The 20,175-nt window shown below is 55.6% G+C and carries 22 protein-coding genes; 14 read left to right on the top strand and 8 right to left on the bottom strand.

Features of this window, described 5'->3' with window-relative positions:
- Positions 1 to 8: 8 nt before the first annotated feature.
- Positions 9 to 1,205 carry a glycine C-acetyltransferase gene (kbl, locus tag ACFX4U_RS08125; protein ID WP_305734683.1) on the bottom strand — a complete coding sequence of 399 codons (1,197 nt, stop codon included), beginning with the start codon at positions 1,203 to 1,205 and terminating at the stop codon, positions 9 to 11.
- 216 nt (positions 1,206 to 1,421) lie between these two features.
- Here kbl and rfaD point away from each other — a divergent pair, with 216 nt between their 5' ends.
- The 5 genes from rfaD to ACFX4U_RS08150 are packed head-to-tail and all read left to right on the top strand — an operon-like array spanning position 1,422 to position 6,592.
- A complete protein-coding gene (gene rfaD, locus ACFX4U_RS08130) occupies positions 1,422 to 2,354 on the top strand; it encodes an ADP-glyceromanno-heptose 6-epimerase (protein WP_131412394.1) in 933 nt (310 codons plus the stop codon).
- A gap of 2 nt (positions 2,355 to 2,356) precedes the next feature.
- Positions 2,357 to 3,403, top strand: a complete 1,047-nt coding sequence (gene rfaF / locus ACFX4U_RS08135) for an ADP-heptose--LPS heptosyltransferase RfaF (RefSeq protein ID WP_305734682.1) — start codon at positions 2,357 to 2,359, stop codon at positions 3,401 to 3,403.
- Between the two features lie 3 nt (positions 3,404 to 3,406).
- Positions 3,407 to 4,390, top strand: coding sequence for a lipopolysaccharide heptosyltransferase RfaC (gene rfaC, locus ACFX4U_RS08140; RefSeq protein WP_305734681.1), 984 nt, complete (start codon positions 3,407 to 3,409; stop codon positions 4,388 to 4,390).
- Positions 4,383 to 5,486 (top strand): putative lipopolysaccharide heptosyltransferase III, encoded by a 1,104-nt coding sequence (rfaQ, locus tag ACFX4U_RS08145; protein WP_200551200.1) that lies wholly within the window; start codon positions 4,383 to 4,385, stop codon positions 5,484 to 5,486. The genes rfaC and rfaQ overlap by 8 nt, the downstream gene beginning before the upstream one ends.
- Positions 5,483 to 6,592, top strand: coding sequence for a glycosyltransferase family 4 protein (locus ACFX4U_RS08150; protein WP_313508119.1), 1,110 nt, complete (start codon positions 5,483 to 5,485; stop codon positions 6,590 to 6,592). Before rfaQ ends, ACFX4U_RS08150 begins: the two co-directional genes overlap by 4 nt.
- On the opposite strand, the gene ACFX4U_RS08155 is transcribed toward ACFX4U_RS08150, so the two are convergent.
- Positions 6,571 to 7,674, bottom strand: coding sequence for a glycosyltransferase family 4 protein (locus ACFX4U_RS08155; RefSeq protein WP_313508120.1), 1,104 nt, complete (start codon positions 7,672 to 7,674; stop codon positions 6,571 to 6,573). The two genes, ACFX4U_RS08150 and ACFX4U_RS08155, sit on opposite strands and share 22 nt — an antisense overlap.
- A 158-nt stretch (positions 7,675 to 7,832) precedes the next feature.
- Here ACFX4U_RS08155 and ACFX4U_RS08160 point away from each other — a divergent pair, with 158 nt between their 5' ends.
- The 4 genes from ACFX4U_RS08160 to coaD all read left to right on the top strand — a co-directional run bounded on the left by ACFX4U_RS08160 (position 7,833) and on the right by coaD (position 11,460).
- Positions 7,833 to 8,822 carry a glycosyltransferase gene (locus ACFX4U_RS08160; RefSeq protein WP_313508121.1) on the top strand — a complete coding sequence of 330 codons (990 nt, stop codon included), beginning with the start codon at positions 7,833 to 7,835 and terminating at the stop codon, positions 8,820 to 8,822.
- A 110-nt stretch (positions 8,823 to 8,932) separates the two neighbouring features.
- Complete coding sequence (gene waaA, locus ACFX4U_RS08165; RefSeq protein ID WP_313508122.1) at positions 8,933 to 10,207, top strand: lipid IV(A) 3-deoxy-D-manno-octulosonic acid transferase; 1,275 nt, start codon at positions 8,933 to 8,935, stop codon at positions 10,205 to 10,207.
- A complete protein-coding gene (locus ACFX4U_RS08170) occupies positions 10,207 to 10,977 on the top strand; it encodes a glycosyltransferase family 2 protein (RefSeq protein WP_305734673.1) in 771 nt (256 codons plus the stop codon). The genes waaA and ACFX4U_RS08170 overlap by 1 nt, the downstream gene beginning before the upstream one ends.
- A 3-nt stretch (positions 10,978 to 10,980) precedes the next feature.
- Positions 10,981 to 11,460, top strand: a complete 480-nt coding sequence (coaD, locus tag ACFX4U_RS08175; RefSeq protein WP_313508123.1) for a pantetheine-phosphate adenylyltransferase — start codon at positions 10,981 to 10,983, stop codon at positions 11,458 to 11,460.
- An 11-nt stretch (positions 11,461 to 11,471) separates the two neighbouring features.
- Here the strand turns inward: coaD and mutM are convergent, their stop codons facing one another.
- The 4 genes from mutM to radC form a co-directional block, all read right to left on the bottom strand.
- Complete coding sequence (mutM, locus tag ACFX4U_RS08180) at positions 11,472 to 12,281, bottom strand: bifunctional DNA-formamidopyrimidine glycosylase/DNA-(apurinic or apyrimidinic site) lyase (RefSeq protein ID WP_313508124.1); 810 nt, start codon at positions 12,279 to 12,281, stop codon at positions 11,472 to 11,474.
- 75 nt (positions 12,282 to 12,356) lie between these two features.
- Complete coding sequence (gene rpmG / locus ACFX4U_RS08185; protein WP_003024094.1) at positions 12,357 to 12,524, bottom strand: 50S ribosomal protein L33; 168 nt, start codon at positions 12,522 to 12,524, stop codon at positions 12,357 to 12,359.
- Between the two features lie 20 nt (positions 12,525 to 12,544).
- Positions 12,545 to 12,781, bottom strand: a complete 237-nt coding sequence (gene rpmB / locus ACFX4U_RS08190) for a 50S ribosomal protein L28 (RefSeq protein ID WP_002436699.1) — start codon at positions 12,779 to 12,781, stop codon at positions 12,545 to 12,547.
- A gap of 216 nt (positions 12,782 to 12,997) precedes the next feature.
- Positions 12,998 to 13,666 carry a DNA repair protein RadC gene (radC, locus tag ACFX4U_RS08195; protein WP_020455753.1) on the bottom strand — a complete coding sequence of 223 codons (669 nt, stop codon included), beginning with the start codon at positions 13,664 to 13,666 and terminating at the stop codon, positions 12,998 to 13,000.
- A 173-nt stretch (positions 13,667 to 13,839) separates the two neighbouring features.
- Here radC and coaBC point away from each other — a divergent pair, with 173 nt between their 5' ends.
- The 4 genes from coaBC (at position 13,840) to ACFX4U_RS08215 (ending at position 17,404) form a co-directional block, all read left to right on the top strand.
- Positions 13,840 to 15,051 (top strand): bifunctional phosphopantothenoylcysteine decarboxylase/phosphopantothenate--cysteine ligase CoaBC, encoded by a 1,212-nt coding sequence (gene coaBC, locus ACFX4U_RS08200; protein ID WP_305737543.1) that lies wholly within the window; start codon positions 13,840 to 13,842, stop codon positions 15,049 to 15,051.
- Complete coding sequence (gene dut / locus ACFX4U_RS08205; protein WP_017458169.1) at positions 15,029 to 15,487, top strand: dUTP diphosphatase; 459 nt, start codon at positions 15,029 to 15,031, stop codon at positions 15,485 to 15,487. Before coaBC ends, dut begins: the two co-directional genes overlap by 23 nt.
- 124 nt (positions 15,488 to 15,611) lie before the next feature.
- Positions 15,612 to 16,208, top strand: a complete 597-nt coding sequence (gene slmA / locus ACFX4U_RS08210; RefSeq protein ID WP_313508125.1) for a nucleoid occlusion factor SlmA — start codon at positions 15,612 to 15,614, stop codon at positions 16,206 to 16,208.
- A gap of 179 nt (positions 16,209 to 16,387) precedes the next feature.
- Entirely contained in the window at positions 16,388 to 17,404 is a 1,017-nt protein-coding gene (locus ACFX4U_RS08215) for an SMP-30/gluconolactonase/LRE family protein (protein WP_313508126.1), read from the top strand.
- Positions 17,405 to 17,437: 33 nt separating this feature from the next.
- On the opposite strand, the gene pyrE is transcribed toward ACFX4U_RS08215, so the two are convergent.
- A complete protein-coding gene (pyrE, locus tag ACFX4U_RS08220) occupies positions 17,438 to 18,079 on the bottom strand; it encodes an orotate phosphoribosyltransferase (protein ID WP_200551187.1) in 642 nt (213 codons plus the stop codon).
- Between the two features lie 183 nt (positions 18,080 to 18,262).
- Positions 18,263 to 18,979 carry a ribonuclease PH gene (rph, locus tag ACFX4U_RS08225; protein WP_017458165.1) on the bottom strand — a complete coding sequence of 239 codons (717 nt, stop codon included), beginning with the start codon at positions 18,977 to 18,979 and terminating at the stop codon, positions 18,263 to 18,265.
- A 122-nt stretch (positions 18,980 to 19,101) separates the two neighbouring features.
- Between rph and ACFX4U_RS08230 the strand changes: the two genes are divergently transcribed.
- Positions 19,102 to 19,965, top strand: coding sequence for a YicC/YloC family endoribonuclease (locus ACFX4U_RS08230; protein WP_020455758.1), 864 nt, complete (start codon positions 19,102 to 19,104; stop codon positions 19,963 to 19,965).
- Positions 19,966 to 20,175: the final 210 nt, after the last annotated feature.

Consider the following 20,175-nt stretch of genomic DNA (forward strand, 5'->3'; position numbering starts at 1 on the left):
TCACGCCCTCAGGCAATCACACCCAGTTGTTTACCAATGCGGGTAAAGGCAGCAACCGCACGCTCAATTTGTTCAGGCGTATGCGCCGCAGACATCTGTGTGCGAATGCGCGCCTGACCTTTCGGCACCACCGGGAAGAAGAAACCGGTGACGTAAATCCCCTCTTTTTGCAGTTCGCGGGCAAAGTTTTGCGCCACCACCGCATCGCCCAGCATCACCGGGATAATCGCGTGATCTGCACCTGCCAGTGTGAAACCTGCGGCGGTCATTCTTTCGCGGAACAAGCGGGCATTGGCCCACAGGCGATCGCGCAGCTCAGCGCCGGATTCAAGCATTTCCAGCACTTTAATGGACGCCGCAACAATGGCTGGTGCCAGTGAGTTGGAGAAAAGATACGGGCGGGAACGCTGACGCAGCCACTCCACCACCTCTTTACGCGCAGCGGTATAACCGCCGGACGCGCCGCCAAGCGCTTTGCCCAGCGTGCCGGTAATGATGTCCACGCGCCCCATCACGTCGCAATATTCATGCGTACCGCGACCATTCGCGCCAACAAAACCGACCGCGTGAGAATCATCGACCATCACCAGCGCGTCATATTTATCCGCCAGATCGCACACGCCTTGCAGGTTAGCGATCACGCCATCCATCGAAAACACGCCGTCGGTCGCAATCAGTACATGACGCGCACCCGCTTCACGCGCCTCTTTCAGGCGGGTTTCCAGCTCCTGCATATCGTTATTGGCGTAGCGATAGCGCTTCGCTTTACACAGACGCACACCGTCGATGATAGAAGCATGGTTCAGCGCGTCGGAAATAATGGCGTCTTCCGCGCCGAGCAGCGTTTCAAACAGGCCGCCGTTAGCGTCGAAGCAGGAGGAGTAAAGAATGGAATCTTCCATGCCGAGGAAATCGGCCAGCTTCTTCTCCAGCGCTTTGTGGCTGTCCTGCGTGCCGCAGATAAAGCGCACCGACGCCATACCGAAGCCATGGCTGTCCATGCCGGCTTTCGCGGCAGCAATCAAATCGGGGTGGTTGGCGAGGCCAAGATAGTTATTGGCACAGAAATTAATGACATGGTCACCATTGGCCACGGTGATATCAGCCTGCTGGGCCGAGGTGATAATACGTTCTTCTTTAAACAACCCTTCCGCACGCGCGGTTTCCAGGTCGTTCGTTAACTGTTTATAAAAATCCCCACGCATCGCAATTCTCCAGACTGGGCAAATTTCGGCACATATTACCGAAAGGTATACGGTGATACGAGATGACACAGCATCCATTCTTCATTTTGTAGCATAAATCACGCATAGCCATATCGTTCACTGGGTGAATGGCTGAAGGGTCGTCAATGTGATGATATGATAAGAGACATTAGTGTCTGAGATCGTCTCAACGCTCCACTTTTCAAAGGTACAGTTATGATCATCGTGACCGGCGGCGCGGGTTTTATCGGTAGCAACATCGTTAAAGCCCTGAATGATAAAGGTATCACCGATATTCTGGTGGTGGACAACCTGAAAGACGGCACCAAATTCGTCAATCTGGTCGACCTGCACATTGCCGACTACATGGATAAAGAAGATTTCCTGCTGCAGATTATGTCTGGCGAAGAGTTCGGTGATATTGAAGCCGTATTCCACGAAGGTGCGTGTTCATCCACCACCGAGTGGGATGGCAAGTACATGATGGATAACAACTATCAGTACTCCAAAGAGCTGCTGCACTATTGCCTGGAGCGCGAAATTCCGTTCCTGTACGCCTCTTCTGCCGCGACTTACGGTGGCCGTACTTCGGACTTTATCGAATCCCGCGAATACGAAAAGCCGCTTAACGTCTACGGCTACTCAAAAATGCTGTTCGACGAGTATGTGCGCGGCATCCTGCCGGAAGCGAACTCACCGATCGTCGGCTTCCGCTACTTCAACGTTTATGGCCCGCGCGAAGGGCACAAAGGCAGCATGGCGAGCGTGGCTTTCCACCTTAATACCCAGTTGAACAACGGCGAAAGCCCGAAACTGTTCGAAGGCAGCGATAACTTCAAACGCGATTTCGTCTATGTTGGCGACGTGGCGGCGGTGAACCTGTGGTTCTGGGAAAACGGTGTTTCCGGTATCTACAATCTGGGCACCGGTCGCGCGGAATCTTTCCAGGCCGTTGCCGATGCGACGCTGGCTTTCCACAAAAAAGGCAGCATCGAATACATTCCGTTCCCGGACAAACTGAAAGGCCGTTACCAGGCGTTTACCCAGGCGGATCTGACCAACCTGCGCGCGGCGGGTTACGACAAACCGTTTAAAACCGTCGCCGAAGGCGTAACCGAGTATATGGCCTGGCTGAACCGCGACGCGTAAGTATGAAAATTTTGGTCATTGGCCCGTCCTGGGTCGGCGACATGATGATGTCGCAGAGTCTTTACCGCACGCTTAAAGCGCGCTTTCCCCAGGCGATAATCGATGTGATGGCACCCGCGTGGTGCCGTCCACTTTTATCACGCATGCCGGAAGTCAACGAAGCGATCCCGATGCCGCTCGGCCACGGCGCGCTGGAAATTGGCGCACGCCGTAAGCTGGGCCGCAGCCTGCGCGAGCGCCGTTATGACCGCGCCTACGTGCTGCCCAACTCGTTTAAATCCGCGCTGGTACCGTTCTTTGCCAACGTACCGCACCGTACCGGTTGGCGCGGTGAAATGCGTTACGGTCTGCTCAATGACGCTCGCGTACTGGATAAACAAGCCTGGCCGTTAATGGTGGAGCGCTATGTGGCGCTGGCCTATGACAAAGGCGTGATGCGCTCGGCGCAGGATCTGCCGCAGCCGCTGCTGTGGCCGCAGTTGCAGGTTAACGACAGCGAAAAATTACAAGTTTGCGCGGCGTTTGCTATTTCTGCAGAACGCCCGATGATTGGTTTTTGCCCAGGCGCAGAGTTCGGCCCGGCCAAACGCTGGCCGCACTACCATTATGCAGAACTGGCAAAGCAACTGATTGACGAAGGCTACCAGGTGCTACTGTTTGGTTCGGCGAAAGATCACGAAGCGGGCAACGAGATTCTGGCTTCGCTGAGTACAGAGCAGCAAGCCTGGTGCCGCAATCTGGCCGGGGAAACGCAGCTGGAGCAAGCCGTTGTGCTGATTGCCGCCTGTAAAGCGGTGGTGACCAATGATTCCGGTTTGATGCACGTCGCCGCCGCGCTTAATCGTCCGCTGGTGGCGCTTTACGGGCCAAGCAGCCCGGATTTCACCCCGCCGCTGTCGCACAAAGCCCGCGTGATCCGCCTGATTACCGGCTACCACAAAGTGCGCAAAGGCGACGCCGCTGAAGGCTATCACCAGAGTTTGATCGACATTACCCCGCAGCGCGTGCTGGAAGAGTTGAACGCGCTGTTGCTGGACGCGGAAGGATAATCGATGCGGGTATTGATCGTTAAAACCTCGTCGATGGGCGATGTGCTGCATACACTGCCCGCGCTCACCGACGCCGCGCAGGCGATTCCCGGCATCCGTTTTGACTGGGTAGTGGAAGAGGGTTTTGCCCAGATCCCCTCCTGGCACGCCGCCGTTGAGCGCGTTATTCCGGTGGCGATCCGCCGCTGGCGCAAAGCCTGGTTTTCCGCCCCCATTACCGCCGAGCGTAAAGCCTTTCGTCAGGCGGTACAGGCTGAGCGGTACGACGCGATTATTGATGCGCAAGGGCTGGTGAAAAGTGCCGCGCTGGTTACCCGGCTGGCGCACGGTGTGAAGCACGGCATGGACTGGAGCACCGCGCGCGAGCCCTTAGCGAGCCTTTTTTACAATCGCCGTCACCACATTGCTAAACAGCAACATGCGGTTGAGCGCACCCGCGAATTGTTCGCCAAAAGCCTCGGTTACACCAAACCACAAACGCAGGGCGATTACGCCATCGCCCGCCATTTTGCCGTCGACGACGCGGCGCATTCGCCCTATGCCGTGTTCTTACACGCCACCACTCGCGATGATAAGCACTGGCCGGAAGCGCACTGGCGCGAGCTACTTAATCTGCTGGCAGACAGCGGCTTACGCATAAAGTTACCGTGGGGTGCGCCGCATGAAGAAGCCCGCGCGAAACGGCTGGCGCAAGAGCTGGATTTTGTTGACGTCTTGCCACGGATGAGCCTTGAGAATGTGGCGCGGGAACTGGCAGGCGCGCGGTTTGTCGTCTCGGTTGATACCGGTTTAAGCCATCTTACCGCTGCGCTGGACAGGCCGAACGTCACGCTTTATGGCCCAACGGATCCCGGTCTTATCGGTGGTTACGGGAAAAACCAAACCATTTGCCGCCCGGAAAACTCTTCGCAGCTGAGCAGCCTTTCTGCCGCTGCGGTTTATCGCCAATTACAGCCTTTGCTAGCAGCTGAGCGTGTCCATGTCTGATTTCTTCTCACCCGAACGCCCGCCGAAACGGGTGCTGATTATCAAGCTGCGTCACCACGGTGATGTCTTGCTGACCTCGCCGATGTTTACCGTACTGAAGAAAAACTGGCCCGGCGTCGAAGTGGATGCGTTGGTGTACGACGATACTCAGGCGATGTTAACCAACCATCCGTATATCGATCAGGTGCATACCATCGGGCGCAAATGGCGCAAACAGGGCTGGTTGAAACAGTTAAGTCTTTATCGCGGCCTGCGCAACCGGCTAAAGGCGCGCAATTACGATGTGCTGATAAACCTCACCGAACACTGGCACGGCGCACGTCTGGCGCGCAAGCTGAAACCCCGCGTCTCAGTCGGCTTCAAACCGGATAAACGCGGCGGCCTCGCCCGCTGGCGCTGGGTGAAATCCTTCACCACGCTCTACCCGGCAATTCAGGATAACAGCCGCCATATGGTGGAAGTGAACCTGGACGCCCTGCGCCGCATTGGCATCCACCCGGCCAGCGCCGAGGACAAACGCACGTTGTTTACGCCAGGCGAGGAAGCGGAAAACACCATTTTGCAAAAACTGGCGGGCTTTGGTCTCGCCAGCAAATCCTACATTCTGGTGCACCCGACATCGCGCTGGATGTTCAAAGCCTGGCAAATCGACAAGCTGGCGGCGACTATCGACACGCTGGCAGCCCGTGGCTTACCGATCATTCTCTCGGCCGCGCCGTCGAAAGAAGAGAGCGACTATATGGATAAGCTGCGCGCCGCACTGACGCAGCCGGTATTTGATTTAAGCGGGCAACTGAATCTGAAAGAACTGGGCGCGTTGATGAAACACGCGCGGCTCTTCTTCGGCGTGGATTCCATGCCAATGCACCTGGCCAGCGCCGTGGGTACGCCCACCGTCGCCATTTTCGGCCCGACGGGCGCGATAAAATGGGCACCCTGGGGTGTCACTTACCGGGTCATTACCGCCGGTTTCACCTGCCAGCCTTGCGGCAAAGCGGGCTGTGGCGACAGCCAGGTTTCTGACTGCATTACCGCCATAACACCTGCGCAGGTGCTCGGCGCGATTGATACCTTACTGCTGGAAAACCCCGCATGAAGCTGGCTATCGTCAGACAAACCTATAACCCGAACGGCGGCGCAGAACGTTTCGTTTCCCGCGCGTTGAATGTGCTGGCGCAGGACACATCGCTCAATGTCACGCTGATCGCCCGTGAATGGGAAAACGCCGCTGGCTGGCACACTCTGACGGTCAACCCGCCGTTTCGTAACCGCAAAATGCGCGAAGCGGGTTTTGCTGACGCCGCAGCGGCGCACTTTGCCGATTTCGATATTGTGCAGAGCCATGAGCGCATTCCCGGTGCGACCATTTTCCGCGCCGGAGACGGTGTACACGCCACCTGGCTTGAGCAGTACAGCCGCATTCTGTCACCGCTAAAACGCTGGTCGCAGAATTTCAGTCCCTATCACCACTACATTTTGCAGGCGGAGCGCCAGATGTTCGCCCATCCTGCGCTGCGCAAGGTTATCTGTAATTCGCGGATGGTGCGCGATGATATCGCCCGCCGTTTTCAGTTGCGCGACGACCAGTTAACGGTGATTTATAACGGCGTCGATACCGCCCATTTCCACCCCAGCGTGCGTGAGTTGTGTCTGCGAACAGCGCTGGGCATTCCCGCCGATGCGCCGGTGCTGGCGTATGTCGGTTCTGGTTTTACCCGTAAAGGCGTCGCGACGGCGCTGCGTGCAATTGTCGCGCACCCGTCCGTCTGGCTGTTGGTTGCCGGACGCGATAAGCACGCCCGTAAGTTTGAAAAGCTGGCACGCCAGTTGGGCGTGGCGAAGCGTGTGCGTTTTCTTGGCCCGGTGGCGGATATTCGCCAGGTCTACGGTTCAGCGGATGCGCTGATCCTGCCAACGCTCTACGATCCGTTCCCGAACGTCTGCGTTGAAGCGCTGGCTTGCGGGCTGCCGCTGTTCACCAGCCCAGGCTGCGGTGCTGCCGAATGGGTGATCGAAGGGGAAAACGGCTGGGTGCGCGATGCGCTGGATAGCGAGGGTTATAGTGCGTCTGTCGGTGAGTGGCTGGCTGGCCGTACGCGCGGCGTGGATTATGCGGCGGCGGCGCGCGCCACCGCAGAACCCTGGACGCTGGACCGGATGGCCCAGGAGTTGCAGGCGCTTTACCGCGACCTGCTGCGCTGAGCGGCGTCGGCGAACACCTTTTCCATCGCCGCCAGCATACATTCGCGCGTTAAGTGGGCGCACAGGTAATCATAACCCTGTTGCGCCAGCGTATCGCGTAGCGCGGCATCGTCAACCAGGCGAACAATCGCACCGCGCAGGGCTTCCACATCGCGCTGTGCCACCAGCAAACCAGTTTGTTCATTGATAATGGCATCTGCCGTGCCCCCCGCATCGGTGGCGATAGTCGCGATGCGGCAAGCCAGCGATTGCAGTACGCCTTGCGGTACACCTTCCATATCGTGCGACGGACTTAACGCAATATCGAACGCCGGAAACCACTGCGAAGGATTGCTTTGATGGCCCGCCATCAGCACGCGATCCTGCAAACCTAGCTGAACGATTTCCTGTTCCAGCGTCGCCCGATGTGGCCCTTCACCGACAATCGCCAGTTTGATCGCCGGGTCGTTAATTTGTGCCAGCGCTTTGAGCAACACGCTATGCCCTTTGTTCGGGCGCAAATGGGACACCACACCCAGCCACAGGGCATCCTGCGCTAACCCGCATTGTTCACGCGCAGCCGTTTTATCAGCCGGATGAAAACGTCGGGTATCAACACCGCTTGGCACCGAGGTGGTTTGTTCCAGCGGCACGCCGATATCGACCATCTGATAGCGCAGCGCTTCTCCGGTACTGACGATATGCGCGCAGGCGCGACGGAACAGCCAGCGCGTAGTCCAGTTATTGCGCGGTGTACCGGAAGCGTGGCGGGTACGCACCAGCGGCTCCGGGCGCGACAGCGTAAGGTTCACCAGCGCCACCAGCCAGGTATCGGCGGAATTATGGCTATTAATCACATCAATGCTGTCGCGGTTCGCGCGCAACCAACGGCGCAGCGCACGCAGGTTACTGATATTTTTGCGTTTCAGCGGCATGGTCACCACCGTTAGCCCGGCATCGCTCGCCATCTGGTGCAGCGGCGCCGTTTCCGGACACAGGATAGTCACCTGATGGCCGCGCTCCAGCATGCCTAACGACTCATTGATAATCCGCAGCGGCTGCCCGCCTTTCCCGCCATCTGCTTCGGTGTGAACAATATGCATAGATTTCCTGTGACCTTACCTGCCAAACGACGAATTATAACGCCCGGAATCTTTGTTATTACAAAGATTATTCTTTTAGCCCTCAGCGGATATAATACCGCACCATCAAGCACCGCATAACCGCCCACGACGCGGTATTGGCCCCCACCGGAGAAAGCATGTCCGACAAACCCCAACTCAGTCTTGTGGTCGCTGTTTACAATGGCGAAAATTTTCTTAACGCGTTTTTTGACAGCATCAAAGCGCAAAATCTCGATAGCCTTGAGCTGATTGTGGTTGATGATGGCTCTTCTGACCGCTCGGCAGAGATCATTGCTCAGTATGCGCAAGAATTTGCCAACTACCGGGTGCTTAGCCAGGCGAACCAGGGCGTTTCGGCGGCACGCAATACCGGACTGGCGGTGGCGACAGGCGAGTACCTGGCGTTTCCCGATATCGATGATGTGATTCATCCAGGCATGTACCCGCGCTTGCTGGAGATCGCACTCAAAAACCAACTGGATGTCGCCACCTGTAACGGCACCTATATTTACGATGACGGTCGCCCGTCAAAGAAAATCTTCCCTTCAGATAAACTGGCTTCCACTGATGTGCTTGAAGGGCCGATCTGGCTCCAGCGAGCGCTGACGTCGCGTAAATTTCTGCATGTTACCTGGCTGAATATTTACCGCCACGACTTCATCAAAGCGCAGGGTTTTACGTTCGAACACGGTTTACGGCATCAGGACATTCCGTGGACAACCGAAGTGCTGCTAACCGCGAAACGGGTGCAGTACATCGATGAAACCTATTACGATTACCTGATCCACTCCGCCTCTGTTTCCCATACGCCGGGAACTAACGACACGCGGATGCGTTCGGCGCGCCACTACATGAAAATTCTCGAGATGCTTAATACCATCAACTTGCGCTATCCGGAGCAGGTGAAACGTGTTCCGGCTTGCCAGTGGCAAATCGCCAAAGAGGGCCTTGGGATCCTTCATAGCATTAACAATATTGACGATCCTGCGAAGCGCAAAGAGATCACTCAAGAGCTGTTCGATCGCGGTATCTGGCAAATGATCTGGCGTAACGCACGCGGATTGCGTCAGCGCTGGCGTCTGGGGCGTCGCTATTTTCGCCTGAAACGTTATCTGGCTGAAAGCTAAACAGAGAACCTCTTGACGCGCGGGGAGATGCCCGCGCGTCAAAGGTATAGCTTTAGCCGCCCTAAATGCTTAGAATTTGCCCGCCGAATCTTAAAAAAACGGATAGTCGCTTGGAATTGTTGTATACCACCCTGCTTTACTTAATTCAGCCTCTGGTGTGGTTGCGATTATTACTTCGCAGCCGCAAAGCCCCTGCTTACCGCAAACGCTGGGCTGAACGCTATGGTTTTTGTCGTAACAAAGTGAAGCCGGACGGTATTCTGCTGCATTCCGTCTCCGTGGGAGAAACGCTGGCGGCGATCCCGCTGGTACGCGCGCTGCGCCATCGCTACCCTTCGCTGCCCATCACCGTGACCACCATGACGCCAACCGGCTCGGAACGGGTGATGTCGGCGTTCGGCAAAGACGTACATCATGTTTATCTCCCGTATGATCTGCCCTGCGCCATGAACCGTTTTCTCAACAATGTTCGCCCGAAGCTGGTGATCGTGATGGAAACCGAACTGTGGCCGAACATGATCTCCGCGCTGAAAGCACGCCAGATCCCCCTGGTTATCGCTAACGCACGGCTTTCAGAACGCTCGGCAAAAGGTTATGGCAAGTTGGGCAAATTCATGCGCCGCCTGCTCAGCAAAATTACGCTGATTGCCGCGCAAAACCAGGAAGATGCCGACCGCTTTCTGCAATTGGGCTTAAAGCGCAACCAGTTGACCGTGACCGGCAGCCTGAAATTTGATATCTCCGTGACGCCTGAACTTGCCGCCCGCGCAATAACGCTGCGCCGCCAGTGGGCACCACGCCGCCAGGTGTGGATTGCCACCAGCACGCACGACGGCGAAGAAGCCATTATTTTACAGGCGCACCGCAAGCTGCTGGAAACCTTCCCTGATTTACTGCTGATCCTGGTGCCTCGCCACCCGGAACGCTTCCCGGATGCGCGCAATTTGACGCAGAAAGCCGGCTTCAGCTACACCTTGCGCAGCTCGGGCGAAATCCCATCCAGCAGTACCCAGGTGGTGATCGGCGACACGATGGGTGAACTGATGCTGCTGTACGGTATCGCCGATCTGGCGTTTGTCGGCGGCAGCCTGGTGGAACGCGGCGGCCACAACCCGCTGGAGCCCGCGGCGCACGCTATTCCCGTGCTGATGGGGCCGCATACGTTTAATTTCAAAGATATCTGTGCACGCCTGCAGGAAGCGGAAGGGTTGATCACCATTACCGATGCGGATTCGCTGGTGAAAGAGGTGTCGACCCTGCTGACGGATGAAGATTACCGTTTATGGTACGGCCGCCACGCGGTGGAAGTGCTGCACCAGAACCAAGGCGCGCTGGCGCGTCTGCTGCAACTTCTGCAACCGTATTTGCCTCAGCGGAGCCATTAATGTCCAAACGTTTGTCGGTGGTGATGATCGCCAAAAACGCGGCGGATCTGCTGCCCGATTGTCTGGCATCCATTGCCTGGGCGGATGAAATTGTACTGCTGGATTCCGGCAGCAGTGACGACACGGTAGGCATTGCCAGCCGCGCAGGTGCCAAAGTCTTCACCCATACCGACTGGTCGGGTTACGGCGTACAGCGCCAGCTGGCACAGCGCTACGCCAGCGGCGATTACGTTCTGATGCTCGATACCGACGAGCGCGTCACCCCGGAACTCGCAGATCACATTCGCGCGACGCTCGCCGCACCGCAGCCGGGCGCCGTTTACAGCATTTCCCGCCGTAACTATTTCCTTGGTCGCTTTATGCGCCACAGCGGCTGGTATCCGGATCGCGTTACTCGCCTGTACGAGCGCGATCGCTATCAGTACAACGGCAATCTGGTTCATGAATCACTGGATGCGCCGCAAGCGCCGGTCATTGCGCTCAGTGGTGATTTGCTGCATCTGACCTGCCGGGATTTCGCCAGTTTTCAGCGTAAACAGTTCAATTACGCCACGGCGTGGGCGCAGGAACGCCATCAGCGCGGTAAAAAAACGTCGCTACCGGGGATTTTCGCGCATACTTTGGGCGCATTCGCCAAAACATTATTGCTGCGCGGCGGCGTGCTGGATGGAAAACAGGGCTGGCTGCTGGCAGTAGTTAACGCGCAGTATACTTTCAATAAATACACCGAGCTGTGGGCTCTGAACCACGGTTATTCAGAGAAAGAATAAGCGATGAGCACAAAAGCGATTTATCCCGGCACCTTTGACCCCATCACTAACGGGCATATTGATATTGTGACCCGCGCCGCCACGATGTTTGATGAGGTGATATTAGCGATTGCCGCCAGCCCAAGCAAAAAACCGCTATTTGACCTGTCAGAGCGCGTGGCGCTGGCGCAGGCCGCGACGGCGCATCTGCCGAATGTTTCGGTGGTGGGGTTTAGTGATTTGATGGCCAATTTTGCCCGTGCCCAGCAGGCAAATATCCTTATTCGCGGCTTGCGGGCGGTAGCGGATTTCGAATATGAGATGCAGCTGGCGCATATGAACCGCCACCTGATGCCGGAGCTAGAAAGCGTGTTTCTTATGCCGTCGAAAGAGTGGTCGTTTATCTCTTCTACGCTGGTCAAAGAAGTGGCGCGCCATCAGGGCGATGTCACCCACTTTCTGCCGCCTGACGTTCACCAGGCGCTGTTAGAGAAGCTTAAATAAGCTTCTGACCCTTATTTCTGGCAGCGTCGGCAGTAAAACGTTGAGCGCTGTGCATGCTTTGCGGCAACAATCGGTGCGCCGCAGACGCGACAAAGTTCCCCTTCCCGACCATATACCTGCAACTCCTGAGCGAAATAGCCCGGTTTGCCGTCGCTTTGCAAAAAGTCTTTTAGCGTGGTTCCGCCCTGTTCGATAGAGCGCAACAGCACCGCTTTGATAACCCGCACCAGAATTTCGCACTCCTGTGCTGAGAGCGACGAAGCCAGCCGATCGGGATGGATCCCGGCGGCAAACAGCGACTCGCTGGCGTAGATATTCCCCACGCCGACCACCAGTTTGTTATCCATGAGCCAGGGTTTAATGGCGGTTTTCTTCTTCGCGCATTTCTGCTGGAAATAATCAGCGTTGAAAGCGTCGCTGAGCGGTTCCGGGCCGAGATGCGCCAGCACATTGTGACCTTCCAGCTCTTTCGTCCACAGCCACGCGCCAAAACGACGTGGATCGGTATAGCGCAGCACTTTGCCGTTGCTCATCACCAAATCGACGTGGTCGTGTTTTTCAGCGGGCAGCTCATGGGGAAGAATACGCAGGCTACCGGACATGCCAAGGTGAATAATGATCCAGCCATCGGGCAATTCGAGCAGTAAATATTTGGCGCGGCGCTGAACGCTCAGTACCGGTTTATCGCTCAGGCTGTGGATCTCTTCGGAAACCGGCCAGCGCAATCGTCCGTTGCGCACCACTGCGTGAAGAATGGTTTCGCCAACAAGGTGCGGTTCAATACCTCTGCGGCTGGTTTCGACTTCGGGTAATTCAGGCATCTCGTCTCCGGTTTATGGGTGGTCAGAAATGCAAAAACCCCGACAGAGCGGGGTTTTTGTGCAAGAAAACTAAAATTATTTGATTTTAGCTTCTTTGTACAGCACGTGCTGACGGACAACTGGATCGAATTTTTTCAGTTCCAGTTTTTCCGGCTTAGTACGTTTGTTCTTCGTGGTGGTGTAGAAGTGACCAGTACCAGCGGAAGAAACCAGCTTGATTTTCTCACGAATACCTTTAGCCATGATTTATATCCTCTAAGTACTTAGTACTTTTCGCCACGGGCACGCAGTTCAGACAGAACTGTATCAATGCCTTTCTTATCGATTACACGCATACCTTTAGCAGATACACGCAGGGTGACAAAACGCTTTTCGCTCTCAACCCAGAAACGGTGAGAGTGCAGGTTCGGCAGGAAACGGCGTTTAGTCGCGTTCAGTGCGTGGGAACGGTTGTTACCGGTCACCGGACGCTTGCCAGTAACTTGGCAGACTCGGGACATGTCTATTCTCCAAAAATCAAATTAGCTCGAGCTTCGTATGGGGTATCGGCGCCTCGTCAGGCTTTACAGCCCGGTCATCGCAGTTCTATGTGAACTCTCGATTGCCAGGCCCAAATGCCAAACCCGAGATTCTCAAAGGTGGCGTAGTATACGCTGAGTCGGCGGTGTGCTCAAGTCCCGAACAGACAAAGATCCCGATGGATCGCGCAAAGTGGTCTAAATCCAACCACGTTCGGCAAAAGAAACGTACTCACCGCGGCCAATAACCAGATGATCGAGCACCCGGATGTCCATGAACTGGCAGCATTTTATTACCCGTTCGGTGATCTGCCTGTCCGCTTTGCTCGGCTCAGCGTTACCAGAGGGGTGATTATGCGCGAGGATCACGGCGGCCGCATTGACTTTTAACGCTTCACGCAAAATTTCTCGCGGATGCACCTCAACCTGGTTAATCGTGCCGGTAAAAAGCCGACAGTGTTTAAGTATCCGGTTCTGGTTATCCATCAGGATCACCATAAAGATCTCGCGCTCTTCGCCCGCCAGTTGGCTTTGTAAAAACTCGCGCGTCATTTCCGGACTCAGCAGTGAGCTCTCTTCCAGCAGGCGCGCATTATAATAGCGCCGCGCCAGTTCACCGATACCCCGCAATTGGGCATATTTGGCAAGGCCAATGCCATGCACCTCCTTAAAATCATCGAGATCGGCGGAGAGCAGCGTATACAGCGAACCAAACTGCTTAAGCATTTCACGCGCCACGGTGAGCACGCTCTTACCCTGTGTTCCGGTGCGCAAAAAAAGCGCCAGGAGTTCCACGTCAGTCAGTGACTCAATACCGAATTTCATCATCTTTTCACGCGGTTTCTGAGGCGTAAAAACAATATCCATATTCATTTCTCCTTCACTCTTGCCAATGCTGCCATAGCCGCCGTTTCGCTTCGACGAGGAAGTCATATCTCTGCGTAGCGCCTCGCAAAGTGGTTTGTGGGCAACAGCACGACAACACCAGGATTGTGATAAAATGCCCAGCTTCTGGTGAAATCCAACAGGAAAGAATCATGATCAGTCTGGCGGGTAAAAAGATTGTCCTCGGCGTGAGCGGCGGTATCGCGGCCTATAAAGCGCCCGAACTGGTGCGCCGTCTGCGCGATCGCGGAGCGGAAGTCCGTGTCGCAATGACTGAGGCGGCTAAAGCCTTTATTACGCCGATGAGCCTGCAGGCCGTTTCCGGTTATCCGGTTTCCGATAGCTTGCTTGATCCCGCCGCCGAAGCGGCAATGGGCCATATTGAGCTGGGCAAATGGGCTGATTTAGTGATTCTCGCACCCGCCACCGCGGATTTAATCGCCCGCGTCGCTGCCGGTATGGCAAACGACCTGGTCTCCACTATTTGCCTTGCCACACCCTCGCCTGTCGCCGTTGTTCCCGCAATGAATCAGCAGATGTATCGCGCCGCCGCCACCCAGCATAATTTGCAGGTGCTGGCCTCGCGCGGGCTGTTGCTGTGGGGCCCGGACAGCGGCAGCCAGGCCTGTGGCGATGTGGGTCCTGGAAGAATGCTCGATCCGCTGACCATTGTGGATATGGCCGCCGCGCATTTCTCGCCGGTCAAAGATCTGCAACATCTGAACATCATGATTACCGCCGGTCCGACGCGTGAACCGTTAGATCCGGTACGTTACATCACCAATCTCAGCTCCGGTAAGATGGGCTTCGCCATTGCCGCCGCCGCTGCAAGCCGCGGTGCGAATGTCACGCTGGTCTCTGGCCCTGTTTCGCTGGCAACGCCGCCGCTGGTGCAACGTGTGGATGTGACCACTGCGCTGGAGATGGAGGCCGCGGTTCAGAGTCGCGTTCAGCAGCAGAATATTTTTATCGGCTGCGCCGCCGTTGCGGATTATCGCGCCGCCAGCGTCGCTGAAGAAAAAATCAAAAAGCAAGGCGATGAAATCACGATAAAAATGGTGAAAAACCCGGATATCGTCGCTGGCGTTGCCGCACTTTCTGCGTATCGCCCTTATGTTGTTGGGTTTGCTGCCGAAACAAATAATGTGGAAGAATATGCCCGGCAAAAACGCGCCCGCAAAAACCTTGATCTGATTTGCGCCAATGATGTTTCGCAGTCGAATCAGGGGTTTAACAGCGACAACAACGCATTACACCTTTTCTGGCAGGATGGCGACAAACGCTTGCCGCTGGAGCGCAAAGAACTTCTGGGACACCTATTACTGGACGAGATCGTTACCCGTTATGATGAAAAAAATCGACGTTAAGATTCTGGACCCGCGCGTTGGCAAGGAATTCCCGCTACCGACATATGCCACCTCCGGTTCCGCCGGACTTGACCTGCGTGCCTGTCTCGACGACGCCGTAGAGCTGGCGCCAGGCGCAACGACGTTGCTGCCGACCGGTCTGGCAATCCATATTGCCGATCCATCACTGGCTGCGGTCATTCTGCCGCGTTCCGGTCTGGGCCATAAACATGGCGTCGTGCTGGGCAACCTGGTGGGGCTGATTGATTCGGATTATCAGGGTCAATTGATGGTTTCCGTCTGGAACCGCGGCCAGGACAGCTTTACCATCGTGCCGGGTGAACGCATCGCGCAAATGGTCTTTGTGCCAGTCGTTCAGGCAGAATTTAACCTGGTGGAATCCTTTGACGCGACCGAGCGCGGCGAAGGCGGCTTCGGCCATTCCGGGCGCCAATAAGCAGCCCTATTTAACGCATCACACGGCGAAATAACGCGATAACATCACCGCAAACGCACTCCGTTTGCGGTCGCCCTGTGGTTGCTCGCCTGACAAGTGCTTATTTTCAGGGGTATTTTGGAACATGGCAGAAAAACAAACTGCGAAAAGGAATCGTCGCGAGGAAATACTTCAATCTCTGGCGCTGATGCTGGAATCCAGCGATGGAAGCCAGCGTATTACGACGGCAAAACTGGCGGCGTCCGTTGGCGTTTCTGAAGCGGCGCTCTACCGCCACTTCCCCAGTAAAACGCGCATGTTCGATAGCCTGATTGAATTTATCGAAGACAGCCTGATTACCCGTATCAACCTGATTTTAAAAGACGAGAAAGACACCACTGCGCGTGTGCGTCTGATTGTGCTGCTGATTCTGGGCTTTGGTGAACGTAATCCGGGTTTGACACGCATTATGACCGGCCACGCGCTGATGTTCGAACAAGACCGCCTGCAAGGGCGCATTAGCCAGCTGTTCGAACGCATTGAAGCGCAGCTGCGCCAGGTGCTACGTGAACGCAAGATGCGTGAAGGCGAAGCCTACGCGACAGATGAAACGTTACTGGCAAGCCAGCTGCTGGCGTTTTGCGAAGGGATGCTGTCGCGCTTTGTGCGCAGCGAGTTTAAATACAGCCCGACCGAAGATTTCGACGCCCGCTGGCCGCTGTTGGCCGCACAATTACAGTAATACCTCATGCAGCCCTTGCGGCTGCATTCTCATTTCCCCGCACTCTGTGAAAAAGCCCAACGTAATTCGTTAAGATGCCAGATGTTGTGGCGTCGCGGATCCCCTACCCTCCCTCTGGCAGTATCTTTCCACTTAAGCGAAATATCCTCATAAATACCCTACAAATAAGGAGACGCTTGATGGCAACATCACGTCGGGAACTGCTTAAACTCAGCGGTATTGCCACCGCATCGTTACTTCTAAGCCAAAAGAGTATCGCCGCCTGGGCACCCTCGGCCCGCTATCCCGATCCCAGCATCGTCGCGCTGGATGACAGCTTTCGCGACTATATGGTATCCAGCGCCAAAGTAGAACAGATAGCAACCGGATGCCGCTGGGCAGAAGGGCCAGTCTGGTTTGGCGATACCCGCGTGCTGTTGTGGAGCGATATTCCCAACAACGCGGTCATGCGCTGGGATGAAGTCACCGGCGCAACCAGCATTTTTCGCCAGCCATCCAATAACGCCAACGGCCACGCCCGCGACAGACAAGGGCGTTTAATCAGCTGTGAGCACGATACCCGCCGCATTACGCGCACAGAGTATGACGGCACCATCACCGTGCTGGCAGACAGCTACGATGGCAAGCCGCTGAATTCGCCGAACGATATTGCCGTGAAATCCGATGGTTCCATCTGGTTTACCGATCCGCCATTTGGTATTGCCGGTTTTTATGAAGGGCATAAAGCTACGCCGCAGTTGCCGCAAAACGTTTATCGCCTGGAGCCTGAAACCCGCAAGCTGGAAGCGGTGCTGGGCGATGTTAAAGGGCCAAACGGCATCTGTTTCTCGCCGGATGAAAAAACGCTGTTTGTGGTGGAAAGCCGCGCGACGCCCAATCGCTTAATTCTGGCGTGGGATATCGAGGGTAACCAGCTAAAAAACCGGCGGGTACATATCGATTGCGGCAACGGCACGGCAGATGGCATTGCCATCGATGTGCATGGCAATCTGTGGTGCGGTTGGGGAATGGGTACAGAGGAGCTGGACGGCGTGCGCGTGTTCAATCCGCAAGGCAAAGCGATTGGCATGATCCACCTGCCGGAGCGTTGCGCTAACTTGTGCTTTGGCGGCGAACAACGCAATCGCCTGTTTATGGCTTCCAGCACCTCGGTCTATTCACTTTATGTAAACACCCAGGGCGCGAAGCTGGTGTAAAACGGACCCGGCAGTCGTCTGCCGGGAACACATTTAAACGCCGTACTGTTCGCGGTAGGCGCGCACAGCGGCCAGATGATCGGCCATCTCCGGTTTCTCTTCCAGGTAGGCAATCAATTCTTTGAGCGTAACAATCGAAATCACGTTGCAGCCATAATCGCGTTCCACTTCCTGAATCGCTGAAATATCACCGCGACCACGCTCCTGGCGATCCAGAGAAATCAGTACGCCAGCAAGCGTTGCGCCATTGGCCTGGATAATCTCCATCGATTCGCGAATCGCCGTTCCGGCGGTGATTACGTCATCCACCAGCATGACACGACCCTGCAACGCGCTGCCCACCAGATTGCCGCCTTCGCCGTGGGTTTTGGCTTCTTTACGGTTAAAGCAATAAGGCACATCGCGCTCGTGGTGTTCCGCCAGCGCTACGGCCGTGGTGGTCGCGATAGGAATACCTTTGTAAGCCGGGCCAAACAGCAGATCAAAATCAATACCGGAATCCACCAGCGCTTCGGCGTAAAAACGCCCTAACAGAGCCAGATCGCGCCCGGTATTAAACAGCCCGGCGTTGAAGAAATAGGGGCTTTTGCGCCCGGATTTCAGCGTGAATTCGCCGAACTTCAGTACCTGCTTGTTAAGCGCAAATTCAATAAACTGACGCTGATACGCTTTCATGGATCCGCTCCTCATCTCACTTTTCATTATTTACAGATTACGCAAAATACGTCGCGCGACCTCGCGCAGACCACGTAAATCATACCTGGAGAATAGCGCAGGCATGACTCGCGACAGCCGAGAAAGAAGCCGCATGAAGTATAAAGCGCAAAAAAAAGGGCGACTCATTAGTCGCCCTTAAAATTAATTCTCTAGCGCCGCCTTCTGCGTCGCGATAATCGATTCGATCCCCCCTCTGGCCAGAGCCAGCAGGGTGAGTAACTCTTCATGGGAGAAGGGCTCGCCTTCCGCCGTACCCTGAACTTCAATCATGCGACCATCTTCAGTCATCACCACGTTCATGTCGGTTTCAGCTGCGGAGTCTTCCACATATTCAAGATCACAAACGGCTTCGCCATTAACAATACCCACGGAAACCGCTGCAACCATGCCTTTCATCGGGTTGGTTTTCAGCTTCCCGGCAGCGACCAGTTTGTTCAGCGCATCCGCCAGCGCAACACACGCGCCGGTAATTGATGCAGTACGCGTGCCGCCATCGGCCTGAATGACGTCGCAGTCAAGCGTAATGGTGAATTCGCCCAGCGCGTTCAAATCAACCGCTGCACGCAGCGCACGCGCGATAAGACGCTGGATTTCCATAGTACGCCCGCCCTGTTTGCCTTTTGCGGCTTCACGCGCGTTACGGGTGTGGGTGGAGCGCGGCAGCATGCCATATTCGGCGGTGATCCAGCCCTGGCCCTGACCTTTCAGAAAGCGCGGAACGCCCTCTTCGATGGACGCAGTGCACAGTACTTTGGTATCACCAAATTCAACCAGCACGGAGCCTTCTGCGTGTTTTGTGTAATTACGGGTCAGGGTGACGGGGCGCACCTGGTTGGCGCTACGGCCTGCTGGACGCATGATAATTTCTCCGGCTTATCGAATGTGGCTGCGCATTATACTGGCTTACCAAGGTTATTCCTATCCTGATAAGGCCACGAAAGCTATAATCCCCGCATCTCTCTTTGAAAACGGGAACGTCTATGATCCGCAGTATGACCGCCTATGCCCGGCGTGAAATCAAGGGTGAATGGGGCTCTGCCTCCTGGGAACTGCGCTCGGTTAACCAGCGTTATCTGGAAACTTACTTCCGCCTGCCGGAGCAATTTCGCAGCCTCGAGCCGGTTGTCCGTGAACGTCTCCGTAGCCGTCTGACGCGCGGTAAAGTGGAGTGTAATCTTCGTTTTGAGCCAGATGCCAGTGCGCAGGGCGAACTGATCCTGAACGAAAAACTGGCTAAACAGCTGGTGAATGCGGCGAACTGGGTCAAAATGCAGAGCGACGAAGGGGAAATCAATCCGGTTGATATTCTGCGCTGGCCAGGCGTAATGGCTGCGCAAGAACAGGATCTGGACGCCATCGCCGCGCAGATCCTCGCCGCGCTTGACGGCGCACTGGATGATTTTATCGTCGCTCGTGAAACTGAAGGTCAGGCGCTGAAAGGGCTGATTGAACAGCGTCTGGAAGGCGTGAGCACCGAAGTCAGCAAAGTCCGCGCTCATATGCCAGAAATCCTGCAATGGCAGCGCGAGCGCCTGGTCGCCAAGCTGGAAGAGGCGCAGGTGCAGCTCGAGAATAACCGTCTTGAACAAGAACTGGTGCTGATGGCGCAGCGCATCGATGTCGCCGAAGAGCTGGATCGCCTTGAAGCGCATGTTAAAGAAACCTACAACATTCTGAAGAAAAAAGAAGCAGTTGGCCGCCGTCTCGACTTTATGATGCAGGAGTTCAACCGTGAGTCGAACACACTGGCCTCCAAGTCGATTAACGCAGAGGTGACTAACTCCGCTATCGAGCTCAAAGTCCTGATTGAGCAAATGCGCGAGCAGATCCAGAATATCGAGTAATCTCTCTGTAGCATGTTGAAAAGGCCCAGTAGGGCCTTTTTATTTATCATGCCGCCTGTAATTAACTTATGCTCAATTTTATTAATCGCTGCCGTTTACCAGCCATTTCCCATTCATTTTAAATTTTCAAATCATATAGATAAGCCCATTCAAATCCTGCACACCGCATTAGTGAAACTTATCCAAAATAACGCTCCTTAGAAAATCTCA

Source organism: Kosakonia sp. YIM B13588 (assembly GCF_042788165.1).
GTDB classification, from domain to species: domain Bacteria; phylum Pseudomonadota; class Gammaproteobacteria; order Enterobacterales; family Enterobacteriaceae; genus Kosakonia; species Kosakonia sacchari.